The organism is Tsuneonella deserti (genome assembly GCF_014644315.1).
In the GTDB taxonomy this organism is placed as follows: Bacteria; Pseudomonadota; Alphaproteobacteria; order Sphingomonadales; family Sphingomonadaceae; genus Tsuneonella; species Tsuneonella deserti.
Window position 1 is genome coordinate 808,564 of record NZ_BMKL01000001.1, and the last position, 22,972, is coordinate 831,535.

A 22,972-nucleotide genomic window follows, 5' to 3' on the forward strand; every position below is an offset into this window, starting at 1 on the left:
ACCTAATCGATGGCGTGAACGGGATCTGCCTGACCCGATTCACGGGTCGAGCGACTGGTCACCACTATTGCGAGCCAGGCTGCGATGAAGCCCGGGATGATCTCGTAAACGCCTGGGCCGCCGAGGAAGCTCTGGTCCCAGCCGAGGGCGATCCAGGCGATAACCACGAGTGCTCCGGTAATCAGCCCCGCCACGGCGCCGGCACCGGTCATCCGGCGCCAGGTGAGAGCAAGCACGATCATCGGCCCGAAGGCTGCGCCGAATCCGGCCCATGCGTGGGCGACGAGGCCGAGCACCTTGCTGTCGGGGTCCGCGGCAATGGCGATCGCGGCCAGTGCCACCAGGGCCACGCTGATCCGGCCGACTTGCACCGCCTCGCGCTCGCCGGCCTGCTTGCGCAGGAACAGGCGATAGAAGTCTTCAGTAAGCGAGCTGGATGAGACCAGCAGCTGCGAGCTGATCGTGCTCATGATCGCCGCCAGCAGGGCGGCGTACAAAAAGCCGGTGACCAGCGGGTGAAACAGGAGGTTGGCGAGAAGGATGAAGATCGTCTCGGGATCGGCCAGCGTCAGGCCGTTGCGTTCGACGTAGGCGCGGCCCGCCAGCCCCAGTCCGATCGCACCCAGAAGGCAGACGCCCATCCATGCCATGCCGATATTTCTGGCGGTGGGGATTTCCTTCACGCTGCGGATCGCCATGAAGCGAACGATGATGTGCGGTTGCCCGAAATAGCCCAGGCCCCAGGTGACCGCCGAGAGCCAACCGATCGCGGTCAGGCCGTGGGACAGGCTGAGGAATCCCTCAACCGGCACCCGCGCAAGGCTTTCACCGGCGCTTCCCCCAGGCCCGAACATGACCACCAGCGGCATCAGGACGAGGGCAGCGAACATGATGCAGCCTTGGACAAAGTCGGTAAGGCTGACTGCCAGGAAGCCGCCGATCATCGTGTAGGCCAACACCACGCCGGTGGTGACCCACACGCCGGTCATGTAGTCGCCGCCGAACGCCGTGGCGAACAGCTTGCCGCCTCCGACCATTCCGGCGGCGGTATAAACGGTGAAGAACACGACGACGATCACCGCGCTCGTCAGCCGCAGCGCCACGGCGTGGGAGGGGAAGCGGTTGCCGAGATATTCCGGGATGGTCAGCGCGTCGCCCAGTTCCTCGGTCTGGCGCCGCAGGCGGGGTGCCACGACGATCCAGTTGACGAGCGCGCCGGCGAACAGGCCGATGCCGATCCACGCCTCGACGAGGCCGCTTACATAGAGCGCTCCGGGCAGACCTAGCAGCAGCCAGCCCGACATGTCCGAGGCGCCGGCCGACAGGGCGGTCACCGCCGGACCGAGACTGCGCCCGCCGAGCAGATACCCTTCGCTGTCGGCGGTGGACTTGCGCCACGCATAGATTCCGATGCCGAGCATCAGGATGAAGTATAGCGCGAGCGAAACGATGACCCCGGTTTGCATGGCCGGGGTGCTAACAGGCGCGCGGCGCCGTGTGAACCGCATGACCGGAAGGCTGGGGAGATACGGGGGGGCTAGTAGATCTTCTGGTCGAGCGGCTCGATCCGCAGGGTGACCACGTCGATTCCCGCTGGCCGGGTAGCGGCGAACAGGATGGCCTCGGCCACTTGCTCAGGCGGCAGCATCTTGTACGCTTCCATCTGGCGCCTCCGTTCCTCGGGCGGGAAGGGCTGCATGGCCGAAGCTATCGCGCCCGGCTCGATCAGGGTGAGGCGGAAGTTCGCGGGGATCAGTTCCTTGCGCAGCGTTTCCGCGAAAGACGCCACTCCGCCTTTGCCGGCGTTATAAACACTTTCCCCGACCGCCTGGATGTTTACGCTGATCGAGCCGACGAGGATGATCATGCCATCCTTCGTCCCGCTGGTCTTGCTCCGGTCGATGGGTCCCTTGGTGCAGGCGACGTAGCTGACGAGGTTGCTTTCGATGACATGTCGCCAGCCGGCGTCGTCCATCTCCATCAGCGGCCCCGATCCGACGCCGGCGCAGGCCACGAGAATGTCGAGCCCGCCCAGCCAGTTATCGACCCGGAGGTTGGTATCGATGACGTAGCGCCAATCTTCGTCCGCCATCTCGTGGATCGGCTCGGCGCCCAGCGCGGCGCACGAGACGAGGATGTCGATTCCCCCAAGGCGGCTGTCGACCTCGGCGAAGACGCGCTCCAACCCTTCTATGGTCGAGAAATCGGCGGTCAGACCGATGGCACCGGGCGCGCATTCGAGCGCTTCGCGCAAGGCTGCGGGATCTCGACCGAAGGTAAGCACCCGAGCGCCGCGACCCGCCAGCAGCCGCACGGTTTCGCGTCCGATCCCGGTCGTCCCGCCGGTTACGAGAACGCGGTTGTCCTTGAGCTTTTCATGATCGGCCAAGTTTCTGTCTTCCCAAGCGGCGGCAGCTTCGGTGGGAAGAAGATGCCGGCGGGCGAAGCGTGTCCGCGCAAACCCCTTCGCGCTGAACGGTTAATCCTTGAATTGGCTCTGCCAGCCGATTGCCTTGCAATAATCGTCCGGAACATAGGGATCGCCCGGCGTCGGATTGGCTCCATTCGGCGCCCAATGGTGCTGGTAGAGCAGCTTGCAAGTCACATAGGTGGTCGCGTGCTCTTGCGCGAAATGATCTGATTCCCGCGCATTGAGCGTGCCGATCGAGCCGCTGATCGAGGCGATATGCTGATTGAGCGCCGCAAGCCGCTCGGCAAGGACCGACACCTGCTCGGTGAGCTGGTTGAATTGAAGCTGCAGGTCGAGGTTCGAAGGCTGATGCAGCGAAGGCTGTGCCTGTACCGCCGGGGGAGGAGTTATCGTCCTCACCTGACCGTGGGCGGGAAGCGACACGGCCGCGGCGATCATGGCAAGCGGAACGGCGAGGCGACGGGACATGAGCTTCTCCTCTCGGGCCCCGGGAAGGTGCATCGAGAGGAGAGGGCAGGGCATTCGTAGTGTTCCGGACAGGTTGCGCCCGGAAAAGCTGGCTCAATCGGCTTTGCGGCGCGCCTTCTTGCGCTCGTGCGGGTCGAGGATCGCCTTGCGCAGGCGGATCGACTTGGGCGTAACCTCGACCATCTCGTCGTCGTCGATATAGGCGATCGCCTGCTCCAGCGTCATCACCTTGGGCGGTGTCAGGCGGATCGCATCGTCCTTGCCGGTCGAGCGGAAGTTGGTCAGCTGCTTCGACTTGAGCGGATTGACCTCGAGATCCTCGGGCTTGGCGTTTTCGCCAATGATCATGCCTTCGTAGATCTTGGCCTGTGGTCCGAGGAACAGGATGCCCCTCTCCTCCAGGCTGTTGAGCGCGTATCCCACCGCCTCACCGGTCGCATTGGAAATCAGCACGCCGTTGGGGCGGCCCTCGATCGCGCCCTTGTGTGGGCCGTACTTTTCGAACAGCCGGTTCATGATGCCGGTGCCGCGCGTGTCGGAGAGGAATTCACCGTGATAGCCGATGAGGCCGCGACTGGGTGCGGAGAAGGTGATGCGGGTCTTTCCAGCGCCACTGGGACGCATCTCGGTCAGCTCGGCCTTGCGGCGCTGCATCTTTTCCACGACCGTGCCCGAGTGCTCGTCGTCGACGTCGATGACGACCTGCTCGTAGGGCTCGGTCCGTTCGCCGTTCTCTTCGCGGAACAGAACGCGCGGACGGCTGATGCCGAGCTCGAAGCCTTCGCGGCGCATCGTCTCGATCAAAACTCCGAGCTGAAGCTCGCCGCGGCCGGCGACTTCAAAGCTGTCCTTGTCGGCGCTCTCGGTCACGCGGATGGCGACGTTCGTTTCAGCTTCGCGAAGAAGGCGGTCGCGGATCATGCGGCTCGTCACCTTGTCGCCCTCGCGCCCGGCAAGCGGGCTGTCGTTGACCGCAAAGCGCATCGACAGCGTCGGCGGGTCGATCGGCTGAGCATTGAGCGGCTCGGTCACGTCGGGTGAGGCGATGGTATTCGCCACCGTGGCCTTCTCGAGACCGGCCAGGGCGATGATGTCGCCGGCTTGGGCGCTGTCCACCGGCACCCGCTCCAGCCCGCGATAGGCGAGCAGCTTGGTCGCGCGGCCCACCTCGACGACTTTGCCGTCCATGTCGAGCGCGCGGATGGGGTCGTTGACGCGCACGGTCCCCGAATGGACGCGCCCGGTCAGCACGCGGCCCATGAAGTTGTCGCGATCGAGCAGGGTGGCGAGGAACTTGAAAGGACCGGTTTCGTCGACTCGCGGCGCGGGAACGTGATCGACGATCTTCTGGAACAGCGGCGTGAGAGTTCCCTCGCGGCGGTCAGGGTCCTCGCTGGCGTATCCGTTGCGCCCGGAGGCGTAAAGAACCGGGAAATCGAGCTGCTCGTCATTCGCATCGAGGCTGACGAACAGGTCGAAAACCTCGTCGAGCACTTCCTGGATGCGCTCGTCCGGACGGTCGACCTTGTTAACTACGACGATCGGCCGCAGGCCGAGCGCGAGAGCCTTTCCGGTGACGAACTTGGTCTGCGGCATCGCGCCTTCGCTCGAATCGACCAGCAGGATCACCCCGTCGACCATGCTGAGGATACGCTCCACCTCGGCACCGAAGTCGGCGTGCCCGGGGGTGTCGACGATGTTGATGCGGATGTGTTCGCTCGACCCTTCCGGCGCCCATTCGACCGAGGTCGGCTTGGCGAGGATGGTGATCCCGCGCTCCTTCTCGAGGTCGTTGGAATCCATTGCGCGCTCTTCCACGCGCTGGTTGTCGCGGAATGTGCCGGACTGGCGGAACAGTTGGTCGACGAGCGTGGTCTTGCCATGATCGACGTGGGCGATGATCGCCACGTTGCGAAGGTTCATCGAAATTGTCTCTTATAGGGGGCAGCGCGGTGCGCGGGCGGCGCGCCCCTAGCCGAGAGTGCGCCAGAACACAACCGAGACGGGCGGTTGTGTGACGCTTACGCCACAGTCCGACGAGCAACCGATGCCGTTCGACGAGCGGCCTTGAGGAAAAAAATCCCCCGATTACTGACTCCGCTGTCAGCTAAGGGTCGCCGCGCCGCGCGAATGGTTCGCGCGCGAAAGCGGTCATCCGCAATCGGACGAGGATTTTCAACTCATGACCAAGACCGTTTCCGGCTTTGCCGGCTCGGCCCGTTTCGTGCTTCTTGCCGGCGTCGCCACGCTGGCGTTCCCCGTAGCCGCCCAGGCGCAGAGCACCGATGCGCAGGATGCCCAGGCGCAGACCAATTCCGACGCCGATAACTACTCCGATGCCCAGGACGCGGGTACCGGCAACGAGATCATCGTCACCGCCACCAAGCGCGAGCAGACGCTCCAGGAAACGCCGGTTGCCGTGAGTGTGACCACCGCCGAGACGATCGAGCGCGCGCAGATTCGCGACGTCACCGACCTTGCCTCGGTCGTCCCGTCGCTCAAGGTGAGCCAGAACCAGAGCCAGTTCGCCACCCGCTACTCGATCCGTGGATTCGGAACCGACGGCAACAACCTCGGCCTCGAGCCGTCGGTCGCGATGTTCGTCGACGGCGTCTATCGCAGCCGCGCGGTCGCGCAGATCAGCGACCTTCCGGACATCCAGCGCGTCGAAGTGCTGCGTGGCCCCCAATCGACCCTGTTCGGCAAGAACGCGAGCGCCGGCGTCATCTCGATCGTCACTCGCGAGCCGAGCTTCGATTTCGGCGGCAGCGTCGAGGCGAGCTACGGCAATTATGATGCGATGGTGGTGAAGGGCTACCTGACCGGGCCGATCACCGACACCGTCGCCGCATCGATCGCGGGCGGTTACAACCGCCGCGACGGTTACCTGACCAACGCCTACAACGGCGACGACGTCAACGATCGCAATCGCTATTTCGTGCGCGGCCAGTTGCTGCTGGAGCCTTCGGACACCTTCAAGTTCCGCGTGATCGGCGACTACGACGCGATCAACGAAAAGTGCTGCGGCGTGCTCAACGTCCAGCCGTCGGCGGCGACCCTGGCGATCCGCGCCGTGGGCGGCGACGTCAACGACTATCGCACCCCGTTCGCAGACGTGATCTATTCGGACGTCGTGCCCGACAGCAAGGTGCGCAACTGGGGCGTTTCGGGCCAGGGCGACCTGGAACTCGGCGCGCTGACGCTCACCTCGATTACCGCCTATCGCCAGACCAAGCTGAACGCCGATCAGGACGTGGACTTCACCAGCGCCCGTTCGGCGACCGGTGCGAACGTCGGCCAGGCCAAGCTCAAGACGTTCACCCAGGAACTGCGCCTGGCCAGCGATTTCGACGGCCCGGTGAACTTCCTCGTTGGCGGCTACTACTTCAATGAGGACGTCAACACCGCCGACCAGATCGTCTATGGCGAGGACTTCCGCGAATACGCCAACATCCTGATCGGCGGTCCCGCGGTCGTTACGAGCCCGCCGAACGACTTCGCGGTCGACAGCCTCGAAGGCACGATCAGCGCGCTTACCGGCCAGAACTACATCAACAAGTTCTTCCAGCCGGGCCAGGGCTTCTTCAACCGGATGACCCAGAAGGACGAAGCGTTCTCGATCTTCGGCAACGTGGACTTCGAAGTAACCGACGGGCTGACCATCACGCTCGGCGCGAACTACACCGACGACCGCAAGAAGGTCGTGACCGATTCCGTCAGCACCGACGTGTTCTCGGGCCTCGACCTGACGGCGATCGGCCGCACTGCGATCTATCAGCAGGGTCTCGCCACGCAGGTTGGCACGCTGCTCGGCCTCGGCCGCCTCGCTACGGGCGCCGAGATCCAGGCGTTTGCAGGCGCCAATCCGGCCGCCTTCGCCGCCGTGAACACGGGTGTGCAGGCTTTCGCGGCAGCGAACGCGCGCAACCCGGCGGTCAACCCTCTGCTCGCCTTGCGACCGCTGCAGTTCCTGCCGCCGTTCCAAAATTGCCCGAACGCGGTGGAGGACTGCCGCACTCACGACAGCGACTGGAGCTACACCGCCCGCATCGCGTACGAGATCAGCCCGACGCTGAACATGTACGCATCGTACGCAACGGGGTTCAAAGCCTCGTCGTTCAACCTCAGCCGCGACAGCCGTCCAACTGAGGCCGACGCGGCGGCGCTGCGCCAGCAGGGCCTTGCAGTTACCAATCTCGCCGCCGGGTCGCGTTTCGCGGAGCCGGAAGATTCGACGGTCTACGAACTGGGCCTGAAGGGGAACTGGGGCTTGGCCGCGGCCAACCTCACGTTCTTCCAGCAGTCGATCAAGAACTTCCAAACCAACACCTTTACCGGCACGGGCTTCATCTTCTCGAACGCTGATGAGCAGTCCACCTTCGGCGTCGAGTTTGACGGCTATGTTCGTCCGATCAAGCCGCTGACTCTGTCGCTGGCGATGACGTATCTCGATCCGAAGTACGACAGCTTCGTCAATTCACCGTTCGGCGACCTGTCGGGCGAGTCGATTGTCACGATCCCCAAGCTGTCGGCGGTGTTCGGCGCGCAGTGGGACCAGGAACTGGGCAACGGCGACAACCTGATCCTGCGCAGCGACTTCAGCTACTCGGCGCCGGTGCAGGTGGTGCAGGGGCTTCCAGGCTTCATCGTCATCAACCCCGACGGCTCGCGCGATTTCGGCCCGGCCTTGGCCGCTGCCCGTCCGTTCCGCGCGGAAGTAAACGACCTCAACGCGTCGATCACCTACGCGATGCAGAACGGTCTCGAAGTCAGCCTGTGGGGCCGCAACCTGCTGGACGACCGCAACATCACCACGGTGTTCGATTCGGTTGCGCAGAAGGGATCGATCTCGGGCTACAGCAACCAGCCGCGCACTTACGGTGTGTCGGCGCGGTTCAAGTTCTGATCGAACGCGGTCGCGTTCTTGCAGAAACGTCGAAGGGCCCCGTTCGCGGGGCCCTTTTTCGTTGCGCGTTCAACGGCTTTGTGATGCGTTCCGCTTCGGGGAAATCGCAACAGGGGGAAACTCGCGATGAATTGGATGATCCTGCCGTTCAAGCGCTACGCTGAATTCAGCGGTCGCTCGCGGCGCATGGAATACTGGATGTTCACGTTGCTCAACGTGATTGTTGTGACGGTGCTGATGTTCGCCACCGGCGGCCTGGGTGCGATGACCAACCTCGAAGCGGGCGGCGATCCGAGCGCGGGGATGATGGCGCTGTTCGGCGGAGCGGGCCTGCTTATCCTGGTTTACGGCCTCGCGGTCCTGCTGCCGAGCATCGCCGTGACGATCCGTCGCCTGCATGATCGCGACATGAGCGGCTGGTGGTATCTCGGCGCTATCATCGGCAGCATGATCCCGGTCGTCGGCTTCCTGGTATCGATCGCGTTCCTGGTCATCCTGGCGCTGCCTGGCACGCCCGGTCCGAACCGTTTCGGTCCCGATCCGAAAGGTATTGGCGAGGCCGAGACTTTCGCCTGATCCGCGGCGGGCGCTGCGCCGGGCCTAGAGCTCGCGCAGCGCCTGCGCCGGTTTGGCGCGCAGCAGGGGAAGGGCTCCGGCGAGCGCGAAACCGACCACCAGCGCCAGGCCTCCGCCGAGGACTGCGAGGACCGCGTCCCACGCCGGCAGCCACTCGAAATCGAACAGCTGGGTGACCACGCCCCACGCGGCGGCCAGCCCGAGCGCGAGCGCGACAAGAGCAAGAACCGCCGCAAGCGCGCCATACTCGACGAGCGCGAGCACCATCACCTGCCGCCTGCTTGCACCCAGTACGCGCAGGATAACGGTGTCGTAGATTCGCTGGGCGCGCGCGGCCGCGATCGCCCCCAGCAGCACCGCCAACCCCGCCAGCACCGCGACCGATGCCGCGGCCAGGGTAGCGAGGCCCACCTGATCGAGCAGATCGCGTGCTTGGACAAGCACCGGACCGGTTTCGATCACGCTCGATGAAGGGAAGGCCTCCACCAGCTTTCTCAGCAGTTCGCCCTTCGCCGCGCCATCGGGCAGCTCGATCGTCGCAGCCATGTTGTGAGGGGCGCCTGCGAGAGTGTTCGGACTGAAGACGAGCACATAGTTGAAGCCCATCGTCTGCCAGTCAATCCGCCGCAACGAAGCGACCCGCGCCTGCCGCTCGACCCCGAGTACGCCTATGGTGAGGTAGTCGCCTACCTCCAGCCCGATGGCCTTTGCGAGATCCTCGTCGACCGAGACCAGCGGCTCGCCCGTGTAGTTCTTCGGCCACCATTGGCCCGCCGTCAGCGTGTTGCCCGGCGGCACCGCGTCGGCATAAGTGAGACCACGCTCGCCGCGCAGAGCCCAGGCACCGTCTGGGAGATCGTCACCGAGGTCGGCCACGCGCGTCATCCGGTCCCGGGGCCCGTACGCAAGGATCGCCCCGCGCAGCGCCGGCACCGCCCGGACCTGTGAACCGGGCGCTGCCCTCTCCACCAGCGCGGTGAACGGGCGCACCCCGTCTTTCGGGAGATCCAATACGAAGTAGTCGGGAGCCTGGGCCGGAACGCGCTTGGCGATGGTGCCGTCGATGCTCGTCTGCACCGCCGCGAGCAGAACGAAGGCGGACAGGCCGAAACCCAGCGCAGTCACCAGCGTGCCGGTAGCGGCCCCGGGGCGGTGGAGGTTGGCCAGCGCCGCGCGCCAGAGCGGGTCGCGCGGACGCGGGAGCCGCGAGGCCAGGCGCCGGATGCCGAAACCGAGCGCGGCGAGCAACGCGAGCGCGAGGGCCGCTCCGCCAAGAAAACCGGCCGTGAGCAGGGGCTGTTTCGCCGTCGAGAGCGCAAGCGCGGCGATAGCGGCCAGGCCGAGCACGACCGGCACGAGGGCCGTCCGATCGGCTCCCAGGGGCGATACGCGCTCCCTCATCAACGCCATCGCCGGAAAGCGGCGCGCCCGCAGCAAGGGTGGGGCGGCGAACACCAGCGCAACCAGCAGGCCGTAGGCGAGTGCCGTCAGCAGCGCGCCGGGCGCGAAGACGATCCCGTCCCCGACCGGCAGCAGCCCGGAAAGTGCACGGGCAAGCAGCGGGGTGATGGCAACTCCCGCGCCGATCCCTGCGAGGCTGCCGACCAGCGCTGCCGCGCCGATCTCCAGCGCATAGATCCGGGCAATGTCGCTGCTCGTCGCGCCCAGCACCTTCAGCGTCGCGATCCCCTGTCGCCGCGCATCGAGGTAGGAGGACACCCCTCCGCCAATGCCGATTCCCGCGATCACCAGCGCCGCCAGCCCGACGAGCGTGAGGAATTCCCCCATCCGCCCGACGAAACGGTCCACTCCAGGGGCGCCGTTGTCGCGCGTGCGAATCTCGAAACCGGCGGCGGGAAAGCGTTTCTTGAGCGCAGCCTCTGCCGCCTGTGGATCGGTGCCATTAGCGAGCGCGAGGTTGGTCTTCGAACGGTACATCGCCCCCGGCGCGGTCAGTCCGGCGCTTTCAGGCACCCCGGCGCGCACGATCACGGTGGGTCCAAGCTGAAATCCTTCGCCCAGCCGATCGGGTTCGTTGCCGATGAGCCCGCCGACCTCGAGCCGCTTGGTGCCGAGCACAAAGCTGTCGCCGACCCGCAATCCCAGGCGGTCGGCCGCCCCTTGCGCTACCCACGCCTGCCCCGCCGGCGGAGCGCCGACCGTCCGCCCGTCTTGCAGTGTCGCGCGGCCGTAGAGCGGCCATCGCCCGTCCACTGCCTTCAGTTCCACTGGCGCGGCGGCACTTGCGGTGCTGGCCATTGCCTGCATCCGCGTTCCTCCGGAGACCCTGCCGAGCGCGCGGAGTGCCGCCAGTTCTTCGGCCGTTGGCGCGCGTTGCCACAGAGAAACCTGCAGGTCCGCCCCCAGGAACTCGCGCCCGCGATCGGCAAGCTGGCGTTCAATCGTGCCGGTAAGGGTGCCGATCGCGGCAAGAGCGCCGGTGCCGAGGAACAGGCAGACGAGAAGCAGCCGCAGTCCGCGAAAACGCGCGCTGAGATCGCGGCGCGCGATCCGCCATGCCATCGCCCAGCTCACGTTGCAGGGCTTCGCGCGGTGTCGCTCGCAATACGGCCGTCCGCCAGGCTCACCACGCGGTCGCAGCGCGCCGCGAGCTGGGCGTCGTGCGTGATGACGAGCAACGTAGCCCCCGTTTCGGCACGGCGGTCGAACAGCAGGTCGACGATCGTTTGCCCGGTGGCGGCATCGAGGTTTCCGGTCGGCTCGTCGGCGAAGATCAGGGCGGGCCGCGGAGCGGTGGCGCGCGCAATGGCGACGCGCTGTTGTTCGCCGCCCGACAGCTGCGCTGGATAATGGCCGAGCCGGTGGCCGAGGCCCACGGCCGCAAGTTCCGCGCAAGCCCGCTGTCGCGCGTCAGCCATACCCGCCAGCTCCATCGGCGTGGCGACGTTCTCCTCGGCGGTCATCGTGGGCAGCAGGTGGAATGCCTGGAGGACGATCCCTATGCGGCCACGTCGGGCCTGCGCCAGCCCATCTTCGCTCATGCCGGAAAAGTCCGCTCCGGCGACTTCGAGCGTTCCCCCGCTGGCACGTTCCAGGCCGGTCAGCACCGCCATCAGGCTTGACTTGCCCGATCCGGATGGCCCGAGCAGCGCGACGACCTCGCCGGCCGCGACATCGAGGTCGATGCCCTTGAGGATTTCGACCGGTGCGGCAGCGCTGCCGAGGGTGAGGGTGAGGTTGCGGGCGGAAATCGCCGGGGAAGGGCTTGTCACCAGCTTGCGATGGCATAGCTGGTCGGGGGCGGCAATACGGCCGAAAGGGAGACAGACCGATGCGGATAGTCCAGTGGGTGGCGATCGGGTCGCTTGCGCTGGTTGCCGGGTGCGATAGCGCCGCCCCACCGCCCGCTGCCGGTCCCTCGGCTGAGACAATTGCTTCGGCGGCGCCGGTCCAGGGGCCGCAGATCGACGTGCTTGCCGTTGGAGATTCGCTTTTCGCCGGATACGGGCTTGCTTCGCCTGCCCAGAGTTATCCGGCCCGGCTGGAGCAGGCTCTGCGCCAGGAAGGTCTCAACGTCCGGATCGTCAACGCCGGCGTGTCCGGGGACACCACCGCTGCAGGTCGGCAGCGGCTCGCGTTCACGCTCGACAGTCAGCCCGTCAAGCCCGATCTCGTCCTGCTCGAACTCGGCGGCAACGATCTGCTGCGGGGCCTGCCGCCGGAGCAGACCCGAGCGAACCTCGATGCCATGCTGTCCGAACTTGACAAGCGGACGATCCCGGTCGCCCTGATGGGCTTGCAGGCGCCGCCGAACTACGGCGCGAAATGGCAGGCGCAGTATGATGCGATCTTCCCCGAGCTGGCGCGAAAGCATGGCGCGGCGCTGGTTCCCTTCGTTACCGCGAAGGTCTTCGCCGATGCCAGGATGCTGCAGGCCGACCGCATCCATCCAACCGCGCAGGGCGTGGAAGAGCTGGTGCGCGCCACTTCGGCATCGGTACGCGACGCCCTGCCCGAAGGTGAATGAATGCAGCTGAGCGCTTCGGCCATAGTCGTCGCCGCGCGCCCCCACGGAGAGACCGCGTCGATAGCGCGGGTGCTGACGGAAGATTACGGTCTTGTCGCTGGCTACGTCGCGGGCGGGCGCGGGCGTCAACTGCGCCCGGTGCTCATCCCCGGAAACCTCGTCGCCGCGGAACTCAGCGCGCGGAGCGATGCGCAGCTCCCCTTCCTGAAGCTGGAGCTGGTCGCAAGCCGCGGTCCCTGGCTTAACGAGCCGCTGCCCGCTGCGGCGATCGCCTGGGTCACCACGCTGACAGCCGCGGTTTTGCCGGAGCGCAATCCATACCCGAGTGTTTACAGCGCGTTGTCGGCCACTCTTGATGCGATCTGTCACGCTCCTTCGGCGCGTGGATGGTTGCGGGCGGTGGTTCTCTACGAGGCGCTGCTGCTTCGCGAACTCGGTTATGGCGGGGGCGCTCCCGACCAAGACGATCTTGGCGACCTGCTGGAATTGTTTGCCCGGCAGGCGGCCCCGCTGGAGCGCTACCTCCTTGCCGACCGGAAGGGCGATGCTATGGCCTCGCGCGTCATGCTGGGCGAGCGACTGGAGAAGCTGAAGCCATGAAAGTCGCGCTGCTGCCCGGCGACGGGATCGGCCCCGAGGTAATCCGCGAGGCGGTCCGTGTGCTGGAGGCGCTCGAGCTGCCCGGCCTGACTTTGTTCGAAGGCGATGTCGGCGCCGCAGCCTATCGCCGGCATGGCCACCCGCTGCCCGCCGAGACGCTGGAAATGGCCTGGGCGGCCGATGCGATCCTGTTCGGCGCGGTCGGTGATCCCTCGTTCGACGGTCTTGAGCGCGCGTTGCGGCCCGAGCAAGCGATCCTCGGCCTGCGCAGCGAGCTTGGCCTGTTCGCCAATCTCCGCCCCGCGAGGACTTTCGCCGGGCTCGAGGACATGAGCGCCCTGCGCCCCGAGATCGCGGCGCGGATCGATCTCCTCATCGTGCGCGAGCTCAACGGGGACGTCTATTTCGGCGACAAGGCGCTCGAAATGCTTCCCGATGGCCGGCGGCGGGGGTGGGACATGATGAGCTATGCCGAGGACGAGGTGCGCCGCATCGCCCACGTCGCCTTTCGCGCCGCGCAAGGGCGCAAGGGCCGGCTGTGCAGCGTTGACAAGGCCAACGTTCTCGAAACCAGCCAGCTGTGGCGCGACGTGGTAGGCGAAGTGGCGGGCGACTACCCCGGCGTCGCGCTCGAGCACATGTACGTCGATAACGCCGCGATGCAGCTGGTGCGCGATCCCGGCCGGTTCGACGTGATCGTGACCGGAAACCTGTTCGGCGACATTCTTTCGGATCAGGCTTCGATGTGCGTCGGCTCGATCGGGCTGCTCGCCAGTGCCGCGCTCGGCGATCGGCAAACCGCGTTCGGAACTTTCGGTCTCTACGAACCCATCCATGGCAGTGCGCCTGACATAGCGGGACAGGGCAAGGCCAATCCGATGGCGACGATCCTTTCGGCCGCGATGATGCTGCGCCACTCGTTCGCCCGCGAGGTCGAGGCGGCGCGGATCGAGGCGGCGGTGGCCCGCTCGCTGGCGGAAGGCGTGCGCGGCGGAGATCTTGGTGGCAGCGCGGGCACCGCCGCGATCGGCGACGCGATCCTCCAGCGGCTCTGACCATGCTCGAACTGGCGATCGTTCTCCCGACGCTCAATGAGCGCGACAATCTCGCGCCGCTCGTGAAACGGATCGAGACGGCGCTCGGGCCCCAGGGCTGGGAAGTGATCGTGGTGGACGACAACAGCGCGGACGGCACCGCCGACGAAGCGCGCGCCCTCGCGCTGACCGACCGCCGGGTGCGGGCGATCCAGCGGATCGGGCGCCGCGGCCTCGCCAGCGCGGCTATCGAGGGAATGTGCGCCACCGCCGCGCCGTTCGTCGCGGTGATGGATGCCGACCACCAGCACGATCCGGCGCTCCTGCCCGCCATGCTCGCGGCGGTGCGCGAAGGGGAGTGCGACATCGCTGTCGCCAGCCGCTTCGTCGAGGGCGGCAGCGCGGCTGGGCTGTCGAGCGCCGCGCGGGAGAGGGGCTCTCTCTTTGCCAACCGTATTGCGCGCAAGGTCACCGGGGTCGAACTGACCGATCCCATGAGCGGCTACTTCATGCTTCGGGCGGAAGCCGCGCGGGCCGCCGCTCCGCGTCTGTCGGGCATTGGCTTCAAGATCCTGCTCGACCTGCTCGCCACCGCCGAGCCGCCATTGCGCGTGAGGGAATTCCCGCTCGCCTTTGCAGCGCGCGCTACCGGAGAAAGCAAGCTGGACCGTACCGTCGTGTTCGAATTCCTGGTCGGCCTCTACGACAAGTGGCTGGGCCGGATCATCCCCACTCGCTTCGCGCTGTTCGGCACCATAGGGGCGGCGGGGGTGGTGGTCCACATGGCGGTGCTGTGGTTGTTCTTCCGCCTCGCCGGTCCCGGGTTTTCAGCCCATCCGGTGACCGGGTTCGAGATCGGCCAGACGATCGCCGCCCTGGTGGCGATGACGTTCAACTTCACGCTCAACAACTCGCTCACTTATGCCGACCAGCGGCTGCGCGGCGTTGGCGGAATGCTTCGCGGATGGTTCAAGTTCGCGATGACCTGCTCCGTCGGCCTGCTCGCCAATATCGGCGTGGCGGCGGTGCTCGTGAGGATGGGGGTGCATACCTACCCCGCGGCGCTGGCGGGCATCGTCATCGGATCGGTGTGGAATTACGCCCTGTCCAGCCGGTTCGTGTGGGGCAAATACTAGCGCCAGCTATCGACCCACATCCAATGCTCGAACGCGCGCTGTCCCTGCAGGGGGGAGGCGTCGAGTATCGGGAAAAACCACGCGAAGACGCCGACCGAGCCGGCGAGCACCAGCCAGGATAGCCAGCCCCAGCCTCGCGACCGCAGGGCATCAAGGGCCAGCGCCAGCGCGGCAAGCAGCGCCATGCTGGGCAGAAAGTAGTGATAGTAAAACTGGATCGGCTTGGCCGCGACGATCCACATCGCCAGGCTGGCGGCAAAGACTAGGAACGCCGCCAGTGCATCGGCACGCTTGCGGGCAAACCCCGCCCATGCGCACCATGCCAGTGCGGGAAGCCCCAGGAGCATTGTCAGCGGGTTGCCGATCAGAAGCACGCCGCGCTGGGCGCCGTCCACGGGTTCGTAGAGATACCAGATCGCGCGCCGATTGATGATCCAGTCGGTCCACACGCTCTGATAGGGATGCGGCTTGACCACGCTCTCCTGCATCGAGAGCATCATCTGGTGGATGCCGATCAACCCCCGGCGGCCCGCTTCCGCCGGATCGACGAGAAATGCCGGAAGATAGGTCAGGGCGTAAACCGCCAGCGGCACGATCCCCAACCATATTGCGGCCTCCCCCAGCCGAATGCCGGGAACCGGAGGGCCCCGTCGGCCGATGAGCCCGCGCCAGCCGCAGGCGTGCAGCCGCGCGGCCAGGAAAGCGAGGCCCGGGAGCGGCGCCAGCGGGATCGCGTTCCACTTTGTCCCGAGGGCCAGTCCAAGAGCCACTCCGGCGATCGCCAGACTGCGGCGTCCATGCTCAGGCTCTCGCACGGCCGCGGCGCACTGCCAGAATACGACCGTGACGAGCGCGACCATGAACACGTCGAGCATCGCAATGCGCGCATGGACGAACAGGATGAACCCGCTCGTCAGCAACACGCCATAGGCCAGGGTGGCGAAGCGGCTGAGCGAGGCGAACCACAGCGCCCGCATCGCGGCCCACACCGTCAGCGTGCCGGCGAGCGCGCTCGGAAGTCGCCAGGCCCAGGGATGATCGCCGAACAGGCCGATGCCGGCGGCGATGATCACCTTGCCGAACATGGGGTGTTCGCGGTTGAGCCAGTCCGTGCCCGCCAGCAGCGCCCGCGCAGCCGGCAGGTAGTGGATCTCGTCGAAATAGGGTTTCGACGGGATCCCCAGCCTCAAGCAAACCAGCGCGAGGAAAGCGAACGCCACCGCCGCGCACCAGCCGGCCGGGTCACGCAGGTGATGCGGTGGAGAATTCATCGGCCGGCGCGCATAGCTGCGACGCGCGCGCAGGGGAAGGGGGAGCAGCAGGCTACCGTGGGTCGAACCTACCAAGGCGCTTTTATACAATACTGTTGCAACCGGGGTATTTAAGGGCAATCATGTGAATTCGATTATAAGGGGAGAGTTCCTGATGACCATTCGCAAGTTTCCGATCTTATTTGCGGGAGCGGTTCTTGCCGTTTCGCCTTTGGCAGCGCAGGCTGCTCCGGTCGATCGTGCCAGCGCGCCTTCTGCGCAGGAAAGCGAACTTCGTAGCAGCAGCCTGCTATGGATTTTCGCCGCAATCCTCATCATCGTCGGGGGAGTTCTCCTTCTGGACGACAACAACAAGCCGGTCAGCCCCTGATCGGGCGGCCGTAGCAGCGAAAATTCACGAGACGGGGCCTTCACCGGCCCCGTTTTTCGTAAGCCCTCCCAGTTTGCCATTGAAACTGTCTCGCCCACCCTCCTAGAGCGCGAGCGATGAAGAAGACGACCGGTATGGATCGTGCCGCGACGCGGCACTGGCGCCCCGCCACCCGCGCGGTCCGCGGCGGCACGTGGCGCAGCGAGCATGGGGAGACGAGCGAAGCGGTCTTCCTGAGCTCGGGCTTCTCATACGACGATGCCGAGACGGTAGCCGCCCGCTTCACCGGCGAGGCTACGGGGATGACGTATTCGCGTCTCCAGAACCCCACCGTGGCCATGCTCGAAGAGCGGATCGCCCTGCTCGAGGGCGCGGAGGCGTGCCGCGTCCAGGCGAGCGGCATGGCGGCCATGACCGCGGCGCTGCTCTGCCAGCTTTCGGTTGGCGATCACGTGGTGGCGGCCCGCGCCGCGTTCGGTTCGTGCCGCTGGCTGGTCGATCACCTCTGCCCGCGCTTCGGGATCGAGGCGACGGTTATCGACAGCGCGGTGGACGAGGAGTGGGAGCGGGCGATCCGGCCCAACACCAAAGTCTTCTTTTTCGAAACGCCGGCCAATCCCACGCTGGACGTGGTCAACATGCAGTATGTCTGCGACCTCGCGCGGGCGCATGGCATCGTCACCGTGGTCGACAACGCCTTCGCCACCCCGGTGCTCCAGCGCCCGCTGGAATTCGGAGCGGACGCGGTCGCCTATTCGGCCACCAAGCTGATGGACGGGCAGGGCAGGGTGCTCGCCGGTGCCGTGTGCGGTTCCAGCCAGTTCATCGAAGAAAAGCTGCTGCCGTTCCAGCGCAACACCGGGCCCAATCTCAGCCCGTTCAGCGCCTGGGTGGTGCACAAGGGCCTCGAGACGCTCCACTTGCGCGCCCGCGCTCAGAGCGAGAGTGCTCTCGCGCTCGGCCGTTTCATCGAGCCGCGCGTGGCCCGAATGCTCCATCCCGGCCTGCCAAGCCATCCCCGTCACGAACTGGCGATGCGCCAGATGGACGCCGCCGGCCCTATTTTCGCATTCGAGGTTCCTGGCGGACGGGAGCAAGCCTTCGCGCTTCTCAACGCGCTGGAACTGGTCGATATCTCGAACAACATCGGCGATACGCGCAGCCTTTTGTGCCACCCCGCCAGCAGCACTCACGCCAACCTGGGCGCCGAGGCGCGCGAGGCGATGGGGGTGTCCGAAGGCTTGCTGCGGATCAACGTCGGCCTTGAAGACATCGCAGACCTTACCGAGGATATTGACCGCGCGCTGGCCAAGGCAGGGTTGTGAACGTCCAGCCGTGCCCCTTGCGCCGGAGCAGTGGAGGGCTACTTTGGCGGTTACGATGAAACAACTGTTCCAGCATGCCGCGATCACTGACGGGATCACCGTTCGCGTGGCGGTGAACTATCTTCCCGAACAATCGCGCCCGCAGGACGGCAAGTGGTTCTGGGTCTATCACATCCGGATCGAGAACGGTTCGGACGATCGGGTGCAGCTGGTAAGCCGGCACTGGCGGATCACCGACGCGCGCGGAATGGTCAACATCGTCGACGGGGAAGGGGTCGTGGGCGAACAGCCGATCATCGAGCCGGGGCAGAGCCACGACTACGTTTCGGGTTGCCCGCTGACTACGCCGCACGGGACGATGGAAGGTTTCTACACCTTTCACCGGTCCCGCTCGGGCCCGCTCGAAGTGCGCATCCCGTTTTTCCCGTTGGCCGCCCCCGCCGAAGCGAGCCGTTGACGCGCGTCCTCGCGCGCTTTCGGTGCCGCTTGAGCGAGCATTGTTCCGCCGCTAGATGCCGGTCTAGATGAAGCGTACCCACCTTCCCCTCAATGCCTTGCGCGTATTCGATGCCGCGGCGCGTCACCAGTCGTTCACCCGCGCGGCCGACGAGCTGGCGGTTACGCCCGCAGCAGTCGGCCAGCAGATTCGCGCGCTGGAGGATCACCTCGGCACGGTGCTGTTCCGCCGCACGAGCAAGGGGCTTGAGCTGACGGACGAGGCTGGTGCGGGACTGGATGCCCTGCGTGAAGGCTTTCTCAAGTTCGAAGAGGCGGTCCAGGCCATGCAGGCGGGACAGGCAAGCGATCGCTATACGATCGCCGCCCCCCGCGAATTCTACGCGCAATGGCTGAGCCATCGCCTGGCCGCCTTTTGCGAGGCCAATCCCGGTATCCGCCTGCAACTGATAGCCGACGAGAACGCCGACTTTACCGAAACGAACCTCGACGTTGCTATCCGGCTCGTCGATGGGCCGGGCGATCTCGAGGGCGTTGAGCTTGCGCCGGCGCGCCGCGTGGTCGTCGCTGCCCCTGGCGCGCCCGACCAGTGGATCGCGTGGCCCGGTGCGCCGTTGCCCGACGATGTCGAGCCGATGGTCCAGGTCGCCAACCCCGGTCAGGCGCTCTCCAGCGCGATTGCCGGCCTCGGCAAGGCGATGCTCCCGCTGCTGCTGGTGGAAGAGGCGGTGGAAAGCGGACGCCTGGAAATCCTCGAGGGGCCTGACGAGGGACGGCGCGCTTACTGGCTGGTGGCACCCTTGCCCCAGTGGCGGCAGAAAAAGGTCAAGGCGCTGGTCGCCTTCCTGACGCAGGGCTGACGCAGCCCTCTTCACCCTGGCTGGAAACAGCCTTCTTCACAGACGTTGAAGCCGGGCGATCTTGTCCAGGAGCAGGCAAAATGTCCGAAGAGCAGGAACAGCGCGCGGCGCGGTTGGGGAACCTCGGAAAATACTCGTACGCCTGGCTGACACTGGCGTTCTTCCTCGTCTCGCTCGCGCTTCATTGGTATTTCGGATGGCAGGCTTTCGTCGACGATTCCCACACGCATGGGGAAACGCCGAAGCTGGCCGAATATCTTCACGAAATGGGGCGCGACACGTTCGAGAACTGGCAGTCGGAATTCCTCCAGCTTCTCTGGCAGGTGGTTGGCCTCGCCTATTTTCTCTACATCGGCTCACCGTCCTCGAAGGAAGGCGACGACCGCATGGAAGCCAAGATCGATGCGCTCATTCGCCTCAAAGCCGGGGAAGACGCCGATGCGCTGATCGACGACATAGACCGGCGCTTTCTGCGACACGGCGGTCACGCCAAGCCTTTCGACGCGCAAGCCAGGAAATAGCGGGCGCCCGCTCCGGGCAATCGGTCTCTAGGACCCGGGCGAAGGGGCGGCGGACTCCGCAGACTGCTCGAAAGCCGCGAATACGTCCTTCAGTCCCTCTGGCTCGGCTCGCGATCGAAGCGCTTCCAGGGCGCCCGAAACAGGCAGGTGGAACTCCAGCGCTGCGCCGTCACGTCCGACCATGCGGGCGCCCAGCGAGGTGATGAACTCGATCGCGCTCCTGTTCTCCGCCAAGGTATAGGCTGCGAATTCGGTCAGCCCTTGTGCTTCGGCGTCGAGCAGGATCGTCGCGGTCAGCAGCTTGCCGAGCCCGAGCCCGTGCCACGCGTCTACGATCGCGACCGAGAATTCGGCGCAGCCGTCCTGCTCTTTCGAACGGTAGGCGTGGACCGCCCCGGCGGCCGGCTGGCCCGGGGCATCCATTGCGATCGCGCCCCAGGCGATGTGGCGATAGCCGTCTGCCGCGATCAGCCTGTCGATCACGGAATCGGGCGGTGTGTTCAGTCCGGTGAAGAAGCGCAGGTAGCGCGAACGGGGCGACATCTTCGCGATCCCGGCGCGCATCCGTGCCTCGTCCTCCGGCTCGATCGTGCGGATGCAGACGGCGCTGCCATCTTCCAGCCGGGTATGGATCGGGCCGGGCGCGGCCTGGCGGCGATCGTTGGACATGTCTTTCCTCGTGGCGACCCGGGGCGGCTGACCTGATGGTTAGCACTTCGGTCCGGTGGACGGAACCGTCGCACCGTGCGCTCATTTTCGCATTTGAGCCAAAGGGACGCACCATGCACTGCATTATCCAGTGTGACCTCGGGATCACCGCGCCATGAGCCCCGTTTCCCTGGCAGTCCGGCAGACGGAGACTGCACTCGAAAACGCGCGCATCATCGCCAGGGCGCGCCACGGCGATCTGACCGTGGAGGCTTCCACGAGCGGCTCGGACCTTTGGGTGATGATCGCGCGCAAGGGGGAAGAGGGCGGCCTGATGTGGCGCGTTGCGCTGCTGAGCGACGCGGCCAAGGTGCGCAAGCTGCAACCGGAAGGCCAGGAACTGATGGTCCTGGAATCCACAAGCCCGGCCGGCCGCCACCGGATCTCGATCGAGACGGATCCTTCCGAGCACGCGTTGTTCGTCCTGACCACGCGCTTCCGGCCCAACGGCAAGCTGCACATTCCGTTCATGCCGCGGGACCTGATTGCGGTAGGTCCTCCCTCGCGTCCCGATCGGCCACGGGGCCGGATCGAGGCGCGCCAACGGCGCCTGAATACCGGCCTGTGCTATTTCAGCCTGGAAGAGCCCGATCTCGGCAAGGTCCTCTATCTCCAGGACCTGACCCGGCTGAACCCCTATTTCCGTGCCACCGGCACCAAGCCCGAAAACGCCGTCGGCGGCGAATGGCCCGAAGTCGGATACCTGCCGCCGACCAATCCGCTCGATCCCTCGTCCGCCCTGCCAGGGGGACGCGAGACGGTGATCAGCCGCGCTTACCTGCTGATCCGCCGCTTTGCCGAGAAGGAGGAAACCAGCTCGGCCTGGCAGTTTCTCGACATGCTCGGCGCGATCTATCGGCGGCTAGACTTCCAACCGCTCGAATACCGAAACTGGGTGGAGCGATCCGAGCGCACTCTGGAGGATCTGTCGCGCAGTCCGAAAGCGCGCACGCGCCACCGGGACCATGTCTATTTCCACCCCTATACCGCCTCGGAGAACCCGGATTCGATGGTCCAGCTATCGATCTTGGGGGCGGTCCACGAATGGAGCCGGTGGACGGGGCGCAAGCACCCTCTCGAACGGGAGAACGCCAGCGGCCTGCGGGGCTTCTACGACGAGAAGCTGGGCGCGCTCAGGCGCTACCTGCCGGACGTTTCTTCCGACAAGGACGCCGACGCGGTGGACAGCTGGTATCTCTACCACCCCATGCGCAACCTCGGCGATCTCGCACTGGATGGCGACGAAGACGCGCGGGAGCTGTTCTTCGACGTCATCGACTACGGCATCAAGGCCGCGCACCACTTCAACTACAAGTGGCCGATCCAGTACAAGATCGACACTTTCGAGGTGATCACCGACGTTGCCGAGGCGGATGACCTTGGCCAGACGGACGTCGGCGGGATGTACGCCTGGGTCATGCTGCAGGCCTTCCAGCTTTCGCACGAGCCGCGCTTTCTCGAAGAGGCGCGGACCGCGATCGATGCGGCCGACGGGATGCGCTTCGACCTCAACTACCAGGCCAACCTCACCGCCTGGGGCGCGACCGCCTGCATCGAGCTGTGGCGCATCACCGGCGAAAAGCACTACCTGGCGCAAAGCTACGTCTATCTCGCCAGCTTCTTTCACAATTGCGAGATCTGGGAGAGCAGGATCGGCCTGGCCGAACACTATTCCAATTTCCTCGGCGCCACCTGCCTGCAGGACGCGCCCTACATGGCGGTCTATGAATGCTTCGACAGCTTCGCAGCGTTCGAGCGCTACCTCGACCTGGCCGGACCGGACCTGATCCCGTCGGCCAGACTGCTGGTGAGCGAATACTGCCGCTACGCGCTCGACCGGGCATGGTACTTCTATCCCGACGCCCTTCCGCCCGAAGCGCTGGCTTCGGCAAACCGCAACGGCCACATCGACCGCGAGCTCTCCTTCCCGGTGGAGGACCTCTATCCCGACGGGCAGCAGGCCGGGCAGGTCGGCCAGGAAATCTACGGCGCAGGCGCGGCCATGGTCTTCGCCACCCGCACCTTCCACCGGATCGAGGGGGCGCCGTTCCTCCTCCACACCGACCGCTTCCTGCGCGCTCTCGTCCGCATCGATGAGCGCGCGGCCACCTTCGCGCTGGACGGACCGGCGGGCTTGGGCGCGTTTATCTCGCTGGTCCCCGAAGGGAAGGGCCGCCCAAGGATCGCAGCCAAGCTGCGCGACGCCGACGGCACCTTGCTATCCCCTGGAGAGGTCGTACCCGGGCTGCTGTGCCGCTTCGATGTGCCGGCGCAAGGCGTCTACACGCTGCACTGGTAGGCTGCGTCGGCTGCGGGCCGGAG

20 protein-coding genes are annotated in these 22,972 nt (G+C 66.0%); 12 read left to right on the forward strand and 8 right to left on the reverse strand.

All coding sequences use genetic code 11. The features are described from left to right. Positions 1-2: 2 nt before the first annotated feature. The 4 genes from putP to typA all read right to left on the reverse strand — a co-directional run bounded on the left by putP (position 3) and on the right by typA (position 4,822). Entirely contained in the window at positions 3-1,466 is a 1,464-nt protein-coding gene (gene putP, locus IEW58_RS03730; protein WP_188643891.1) for a sodium/proline symporter PutP, read from the reverse strand. A 71-nt stretch (positions 1,467-1,537) separates the two neighbouring features. Then, on the reverse strand, positions 1,538-2,389 hold the full coding sequence (locus tag IEW58_RS03735; RefSeq protein WP_188643892.1) for an SDR family oxidoreductase: 852 nt from the start codon (positions 2,387-2,389) through the stop codon (positions 1,538-1,540). A gap of 90 nt (positions 2,390-2,479) precedes the next feature. After that, a complete protein-coding gene (locus IEW58_RS03740) occupies positions 2,480-2,899 on the reverse strand; it encodes a hypothetical protein (protein WP_188643893.1) in 420 nt (139 codons plus the stop codon). 93 nt (positions 2,900-2,992) lie between these two features. Further along, positions 2,993-4,822 (reverse strand): translational GTPase TypA, encoded by a 1,830-nt coding sequence (gene typA, locus IEW58_RS03745; RefSeq protein ID WP_188643894.1) that lies wholly within the window; start codon positions 4,820-4,822, stop codon positions 2,993-2,995. A gap of 259 nt (positions 4,823-5,081) precedes the next feature. On the opposite strand from typA, the gene IEW58_RS03750 reads away from it, so the two are divergent. Continuing rightward, positions 5,082-7,805 carry a TonB-dependent receptor gene (locus IEW58_RS03750; protein ID WP_188643895.1) on the forward strand — a complete coding sequence of 908 codons (2,724 nt, stop codon included), beginning with the start codon at positions 5,082-5,084 and terminating at the stop codon, positions 7,803-7,805. Between the two features lie 126 nt (positions 7,806-7,931). Beyond that, positions 7,932-8,381 carry a DUF805 domain-containing protein gene (locus IEW58_RS03755; RefSeq protein ID WP_188643896.1) on the forward strand — a complete coding sequence of 150 codons (450 nt, stop codon included), beginning with the start codon at positions 7,932-7,934 and terminating at the stop codon, positions 8,379-8,381. Between the two features lie 24 nt (positions 8,382-8,405). On the opposite strand, the gene IEW58_RS03760 is transcribed toward IEW58_RS03755, so the two are convergent. Further along, entirely contained in the window at positions 8,406-10,904 is a 2,499-nt protein-coding gene (locus IEW58_RS03760) for an ABC transporter permease (protein ID WP_188643897.1), read from the reverse strand. Positions 10,905-10,912: 8 nt separating this feature from the next. Beyond that, positions 10,913-11,614, reverse strand: a complete 702-nt coding sequence (locus tag IEW58_RS03765) for an ABC transporter ATP-binding protein (RefSeq protein ID WP_188643898.1) — start codon at positions 11,612-11,614, stop codon at positions 10,913-10,915. Positions 11,615-11,673: 59 nt separating this feature from the next. On the opposite strand from IEW58_RS03765, the gene IEW58_RS03770 reads away from it, so the two are divergent. Genes IEW58_RS03770 through IEW58_RS03785 form a run of 4 tightly spaced genes read left to right on the forward strand, consistent with a single transcriptional unit; the run spans position 11,674 to position 15,139 of the window. Next, positions 11,674-12,369: an arylesterase gene (locus IEW58_RS03770; protein ID WP_188643899.1), complete on the forward strand. Its 696-nt coding sequence runs from the start codon at positions 11,674-11,676 to the stop codon at positions 12,367-12,369. Further along, positions 12,370-12,969 (forward strand): DNA repair protein RecO, encoded by a 600-nt coding sequence (recO, locus tag IEW58_RS03775; protein WP_188643900.1) that lies wholly within the window; start codon positions 12,370-12,372, stop codon positions 12,967-12,969. Next, the gene (leuB, locus tag IEW58_RS03780) at positions 12,966-14,024 is read left to right on the forward strand and encodes a 3-isopropylmalate dehydrogenase (RefSeq protein ID WP_188643901.1); all 1,059 of its coding nucleotides are present in this window, start codon (positions 12,966-12,968) and stop codon (positions 14,022-14,024) included. Before recO ends, leuB begins: the two co-directional genes overlap by 4 nt. Before the next feature lie 2 nt (positions 14,025-14,026). Further along, complete coding sequence (locus tag IEW58_RS03785) at positions 14,027-15,139, forward strand: glycosyltransferase (RefSeq protein WP_188643902.1); 1,113 nt, start codon at positions 14,027-14,029, stop codon at positions 15,137-15,139. Here the strand turns inward: IEW58_RS03785 and IEW58_RS03790 are convergent. After that, positions 15,136-16,410: a glycosyltransferase family 39 protein gene (locus IEW58_RS03790; protein ID WP_188643903.1), complete on the reverse strand. Its 1,275-nt coding sequence runs from the start codon at positions 16,408-16,410 to the stop codon at positions 15,136-15,138. The genes IEW58_RS03785 and IEW58_RS03790 overlap by 4 nt on opposite strands. Positions 16,411-16,564: 154 nt before the next feature. Between IEW58_RS03790 and IEW58_RS03795 the strand changes: the two genes are divergently transcribed. The 5 genes from IEW58_RS03795 (at position 16,565) to IEW58_RS03815 (ending at position 19,942) form a co-directional block, all read left to right on the forward strand. Continuing rightward, positions 16,565-16,780 carry a hypothetical protein gene (locus IEW58_RS03795; protein WP_188643904.1) on the forward strand — a complete coding sequence of 72 codons (216 nt, stop codon included), beginning with the start codon at positions 16,565-16,567 and terminating at the stop codon, positions 16,778-16,780. Positions 16,781-16,896: 116 nt separating this feature from the next. Then, entirely contained in the window at positions 16,897-18,105 is a 1,209-nt protein-coding gene (locus IEW58_RS03800; RefSeq protein WP_188643905.1) for a trans-sulfuration enzyme family protein, read from the forward strand. 55 nt (positions 18,106-18,160) lie between these two features. Continuing rightward, positions 18,161-18,562: a Co2+/Mg2+ efflux facilitator ApaG/CorD gene (gene apaG / locus IEW58_RS03805; protein ID WP_188643906.1), complete on the forward strand. Its 402-nt coding sequence runs from the start codon at positions 18,161-18,163 to the stop codon at positions 18,560-18,562. 67 nt (positions 18,563-18,629) lie between these two features. Then, positions 18,630-19,421: a LysR family transcriptional regulator gene (locus tag IEW58_RS03810; RefSeq protein ID WP_188643907.1), complete on the forward strand. Its 792-nt coding sequence runs from the start codon at positions 18,630-18,632 to the stop codon at positions 19,419-19,421. Between the two features lie 80 nt (positions 19,422-19,501). Next, complete coding sequence (locus tag IEW58_RS03815) at positions 19,502-19,942, forward strand: DUF6766 family protein (protein ID WP_188643908.1); 441 nt, start codon at positions 19,502-19,504, stop codon at positions 19,940-19,942. A 27-nt stretch (positions 19,943-19,969) separates the two neighbouring features. On the opposite strand, the gene IEW58_RS03820 is transcribed toward IEW58_RS03815, so the two are convergent. Continuing rightward, entirely contained in the window at positions 19,970-20,611 is a 642-nt protein-coding gene (locus IEW58_RS03820; protein ID WP_229658421.1) for a GNAT family N-acetyltransferase, read from the reverse strand. 154 nt (positions 20,612-20,765) lie between these two features. On the opposite strand from IEW58_RS03820, the gene IEW58_RS03825 reads away from it, so the two are divergent. Continuing rightward, positions 20,766-22,949, forward strand: coding sequence for a hypothetical protein (locus IEW58_RS03825; protein WP_188643909.1), 2,184 nt, complete (start codon positions 20,766-20,768; stop codon positions 22,947-22,949). Positions 22,950-22,972: the final 23 nt, after the last annotated feature.

Bases quoted from the DNA above. Each gene is read 5' to 3' on its own strand.
- IEW58_RS03820 (WP_229658421.1), bottom strand. From the start codon at position 20,611: ATGTCCAACGATCGCCGCCAGGCCGCGCCCGGCCCGATCCATACCCGG.
- apaG (WP_188643906.1), top strand. From the start codon at position 18,161: ATGAAACAACTGTTCCAGCATGCCGCGATCACTGACGGGATCACCGTT.
- IEW58_RS03740 (WP_188643893.1), bottom strand. From the start codon at position 2,899: ATGTCCCGTCGCCTCGCCGTTCCGCTTGCCATGATCGCCGCGGCCGTG.
- IEW58_RS03755 (WP_188643896.1), top strand. From the start codon at position 7,932: ATGAATTGGATGATCCTGCCGTTCAAGCGCTACGCTGAATTCAGCGGT.
- putP (WP_188643891.1), bottom strand. From the start codon at position 1,466: ATGCAAACCGGGGTCATCGTTTCGCTCGCGCTATACTTCATCCTGATG.
- IEW58_RS03815 (WP_188643908.1), top strand. From the start codon at position 19,502: ATGTCCGAAGAGCAGGAACAGCGCGCGGCGCGGTTGGGGAACCTCGGA.
- IEW58_RS03760 (WP_188643897.1), bottom strand. From the start codon at position 10,904: ATGGCATGGCGGATCGCGCGCCGCGATCTCAGCGCGCGTTTTCGCGGA.
- recO (WP_188643900.1), top strand. From the start codon at position 12,370: ATGCAGCTGAGCGCTTCGGCCATAGTCGTCGCCGCGCGCCCCCACGGA.
- IEW58_RS03770 (WP_188643899.1), top strand. From the start codon at position 11,674: ATGCGGATAGTCCAGTGGGTGGCGATCGGGTCGCTTGCGCTGGTTGCC.
- IEW58_RS03825 (WP_188643909.1), top strand. From the start codon at position 20,766: ATGAGCCCCGTTTCCCTGGCAGTCCGGCAGACGGAGACTGCACTCGAA.
- IEW58_RS03800 (WP_188643905.1), top strand. From the start codon at position 16,897: ATGAAGAAGACGACCGGTATGGATCGTGCCGCGACGCGGCACTGGCGC.
- leuB (WP_188643901.1), top strand. From the start codon at position 12,966: ATGAAAGTCGCGCTGCTGCCCGGCGACGGGATCGGCCCCGAGGTAATC.
- IEW58_RS03795 (WP_188643904.1), top strand. From the start codon at position 16,565: ATGACCATTCGCAAGTTTCCGATCTTATTTGCGGGAGCGGTTCTTGCC.
- IEW58_RS03785 (WP_188643902.1), top strand. From the start codon at position 14,027: ATGCTCGAACTGGCGATCGTTCTCCCGACGCTCAATGAGCGCGACAAT.
- typA (WP_188643894.1), bottom strand. From the start codon at position 4,822: ATGAACCTTCGCAACGTGGCGATCATCGCCCACGTCGATCATGGCAAG.
- IEW58_RS03810 (WP_188643907.1), top strand. From the start codon at position 18,630: ATGAAGCGTACCCACCTTCCCCTCAATGCCTTGCGCGTATTCGATGCC.
- IEW58_RS03750 (WP_188643895.1), top strand. From the start codon at position 5,082: ATGACCAAGACCGTTTCCGGCTTTGCCGGCTCGGCCCGTTTCGTGCTT.
- IEW58_RS03790 (WP_188643903.1), bottom strand. From the start codon at position 16,410: ATGAATTCTCCACCGCATCACCTGCGTGACCCGGCCGGCTGGTGCGCG.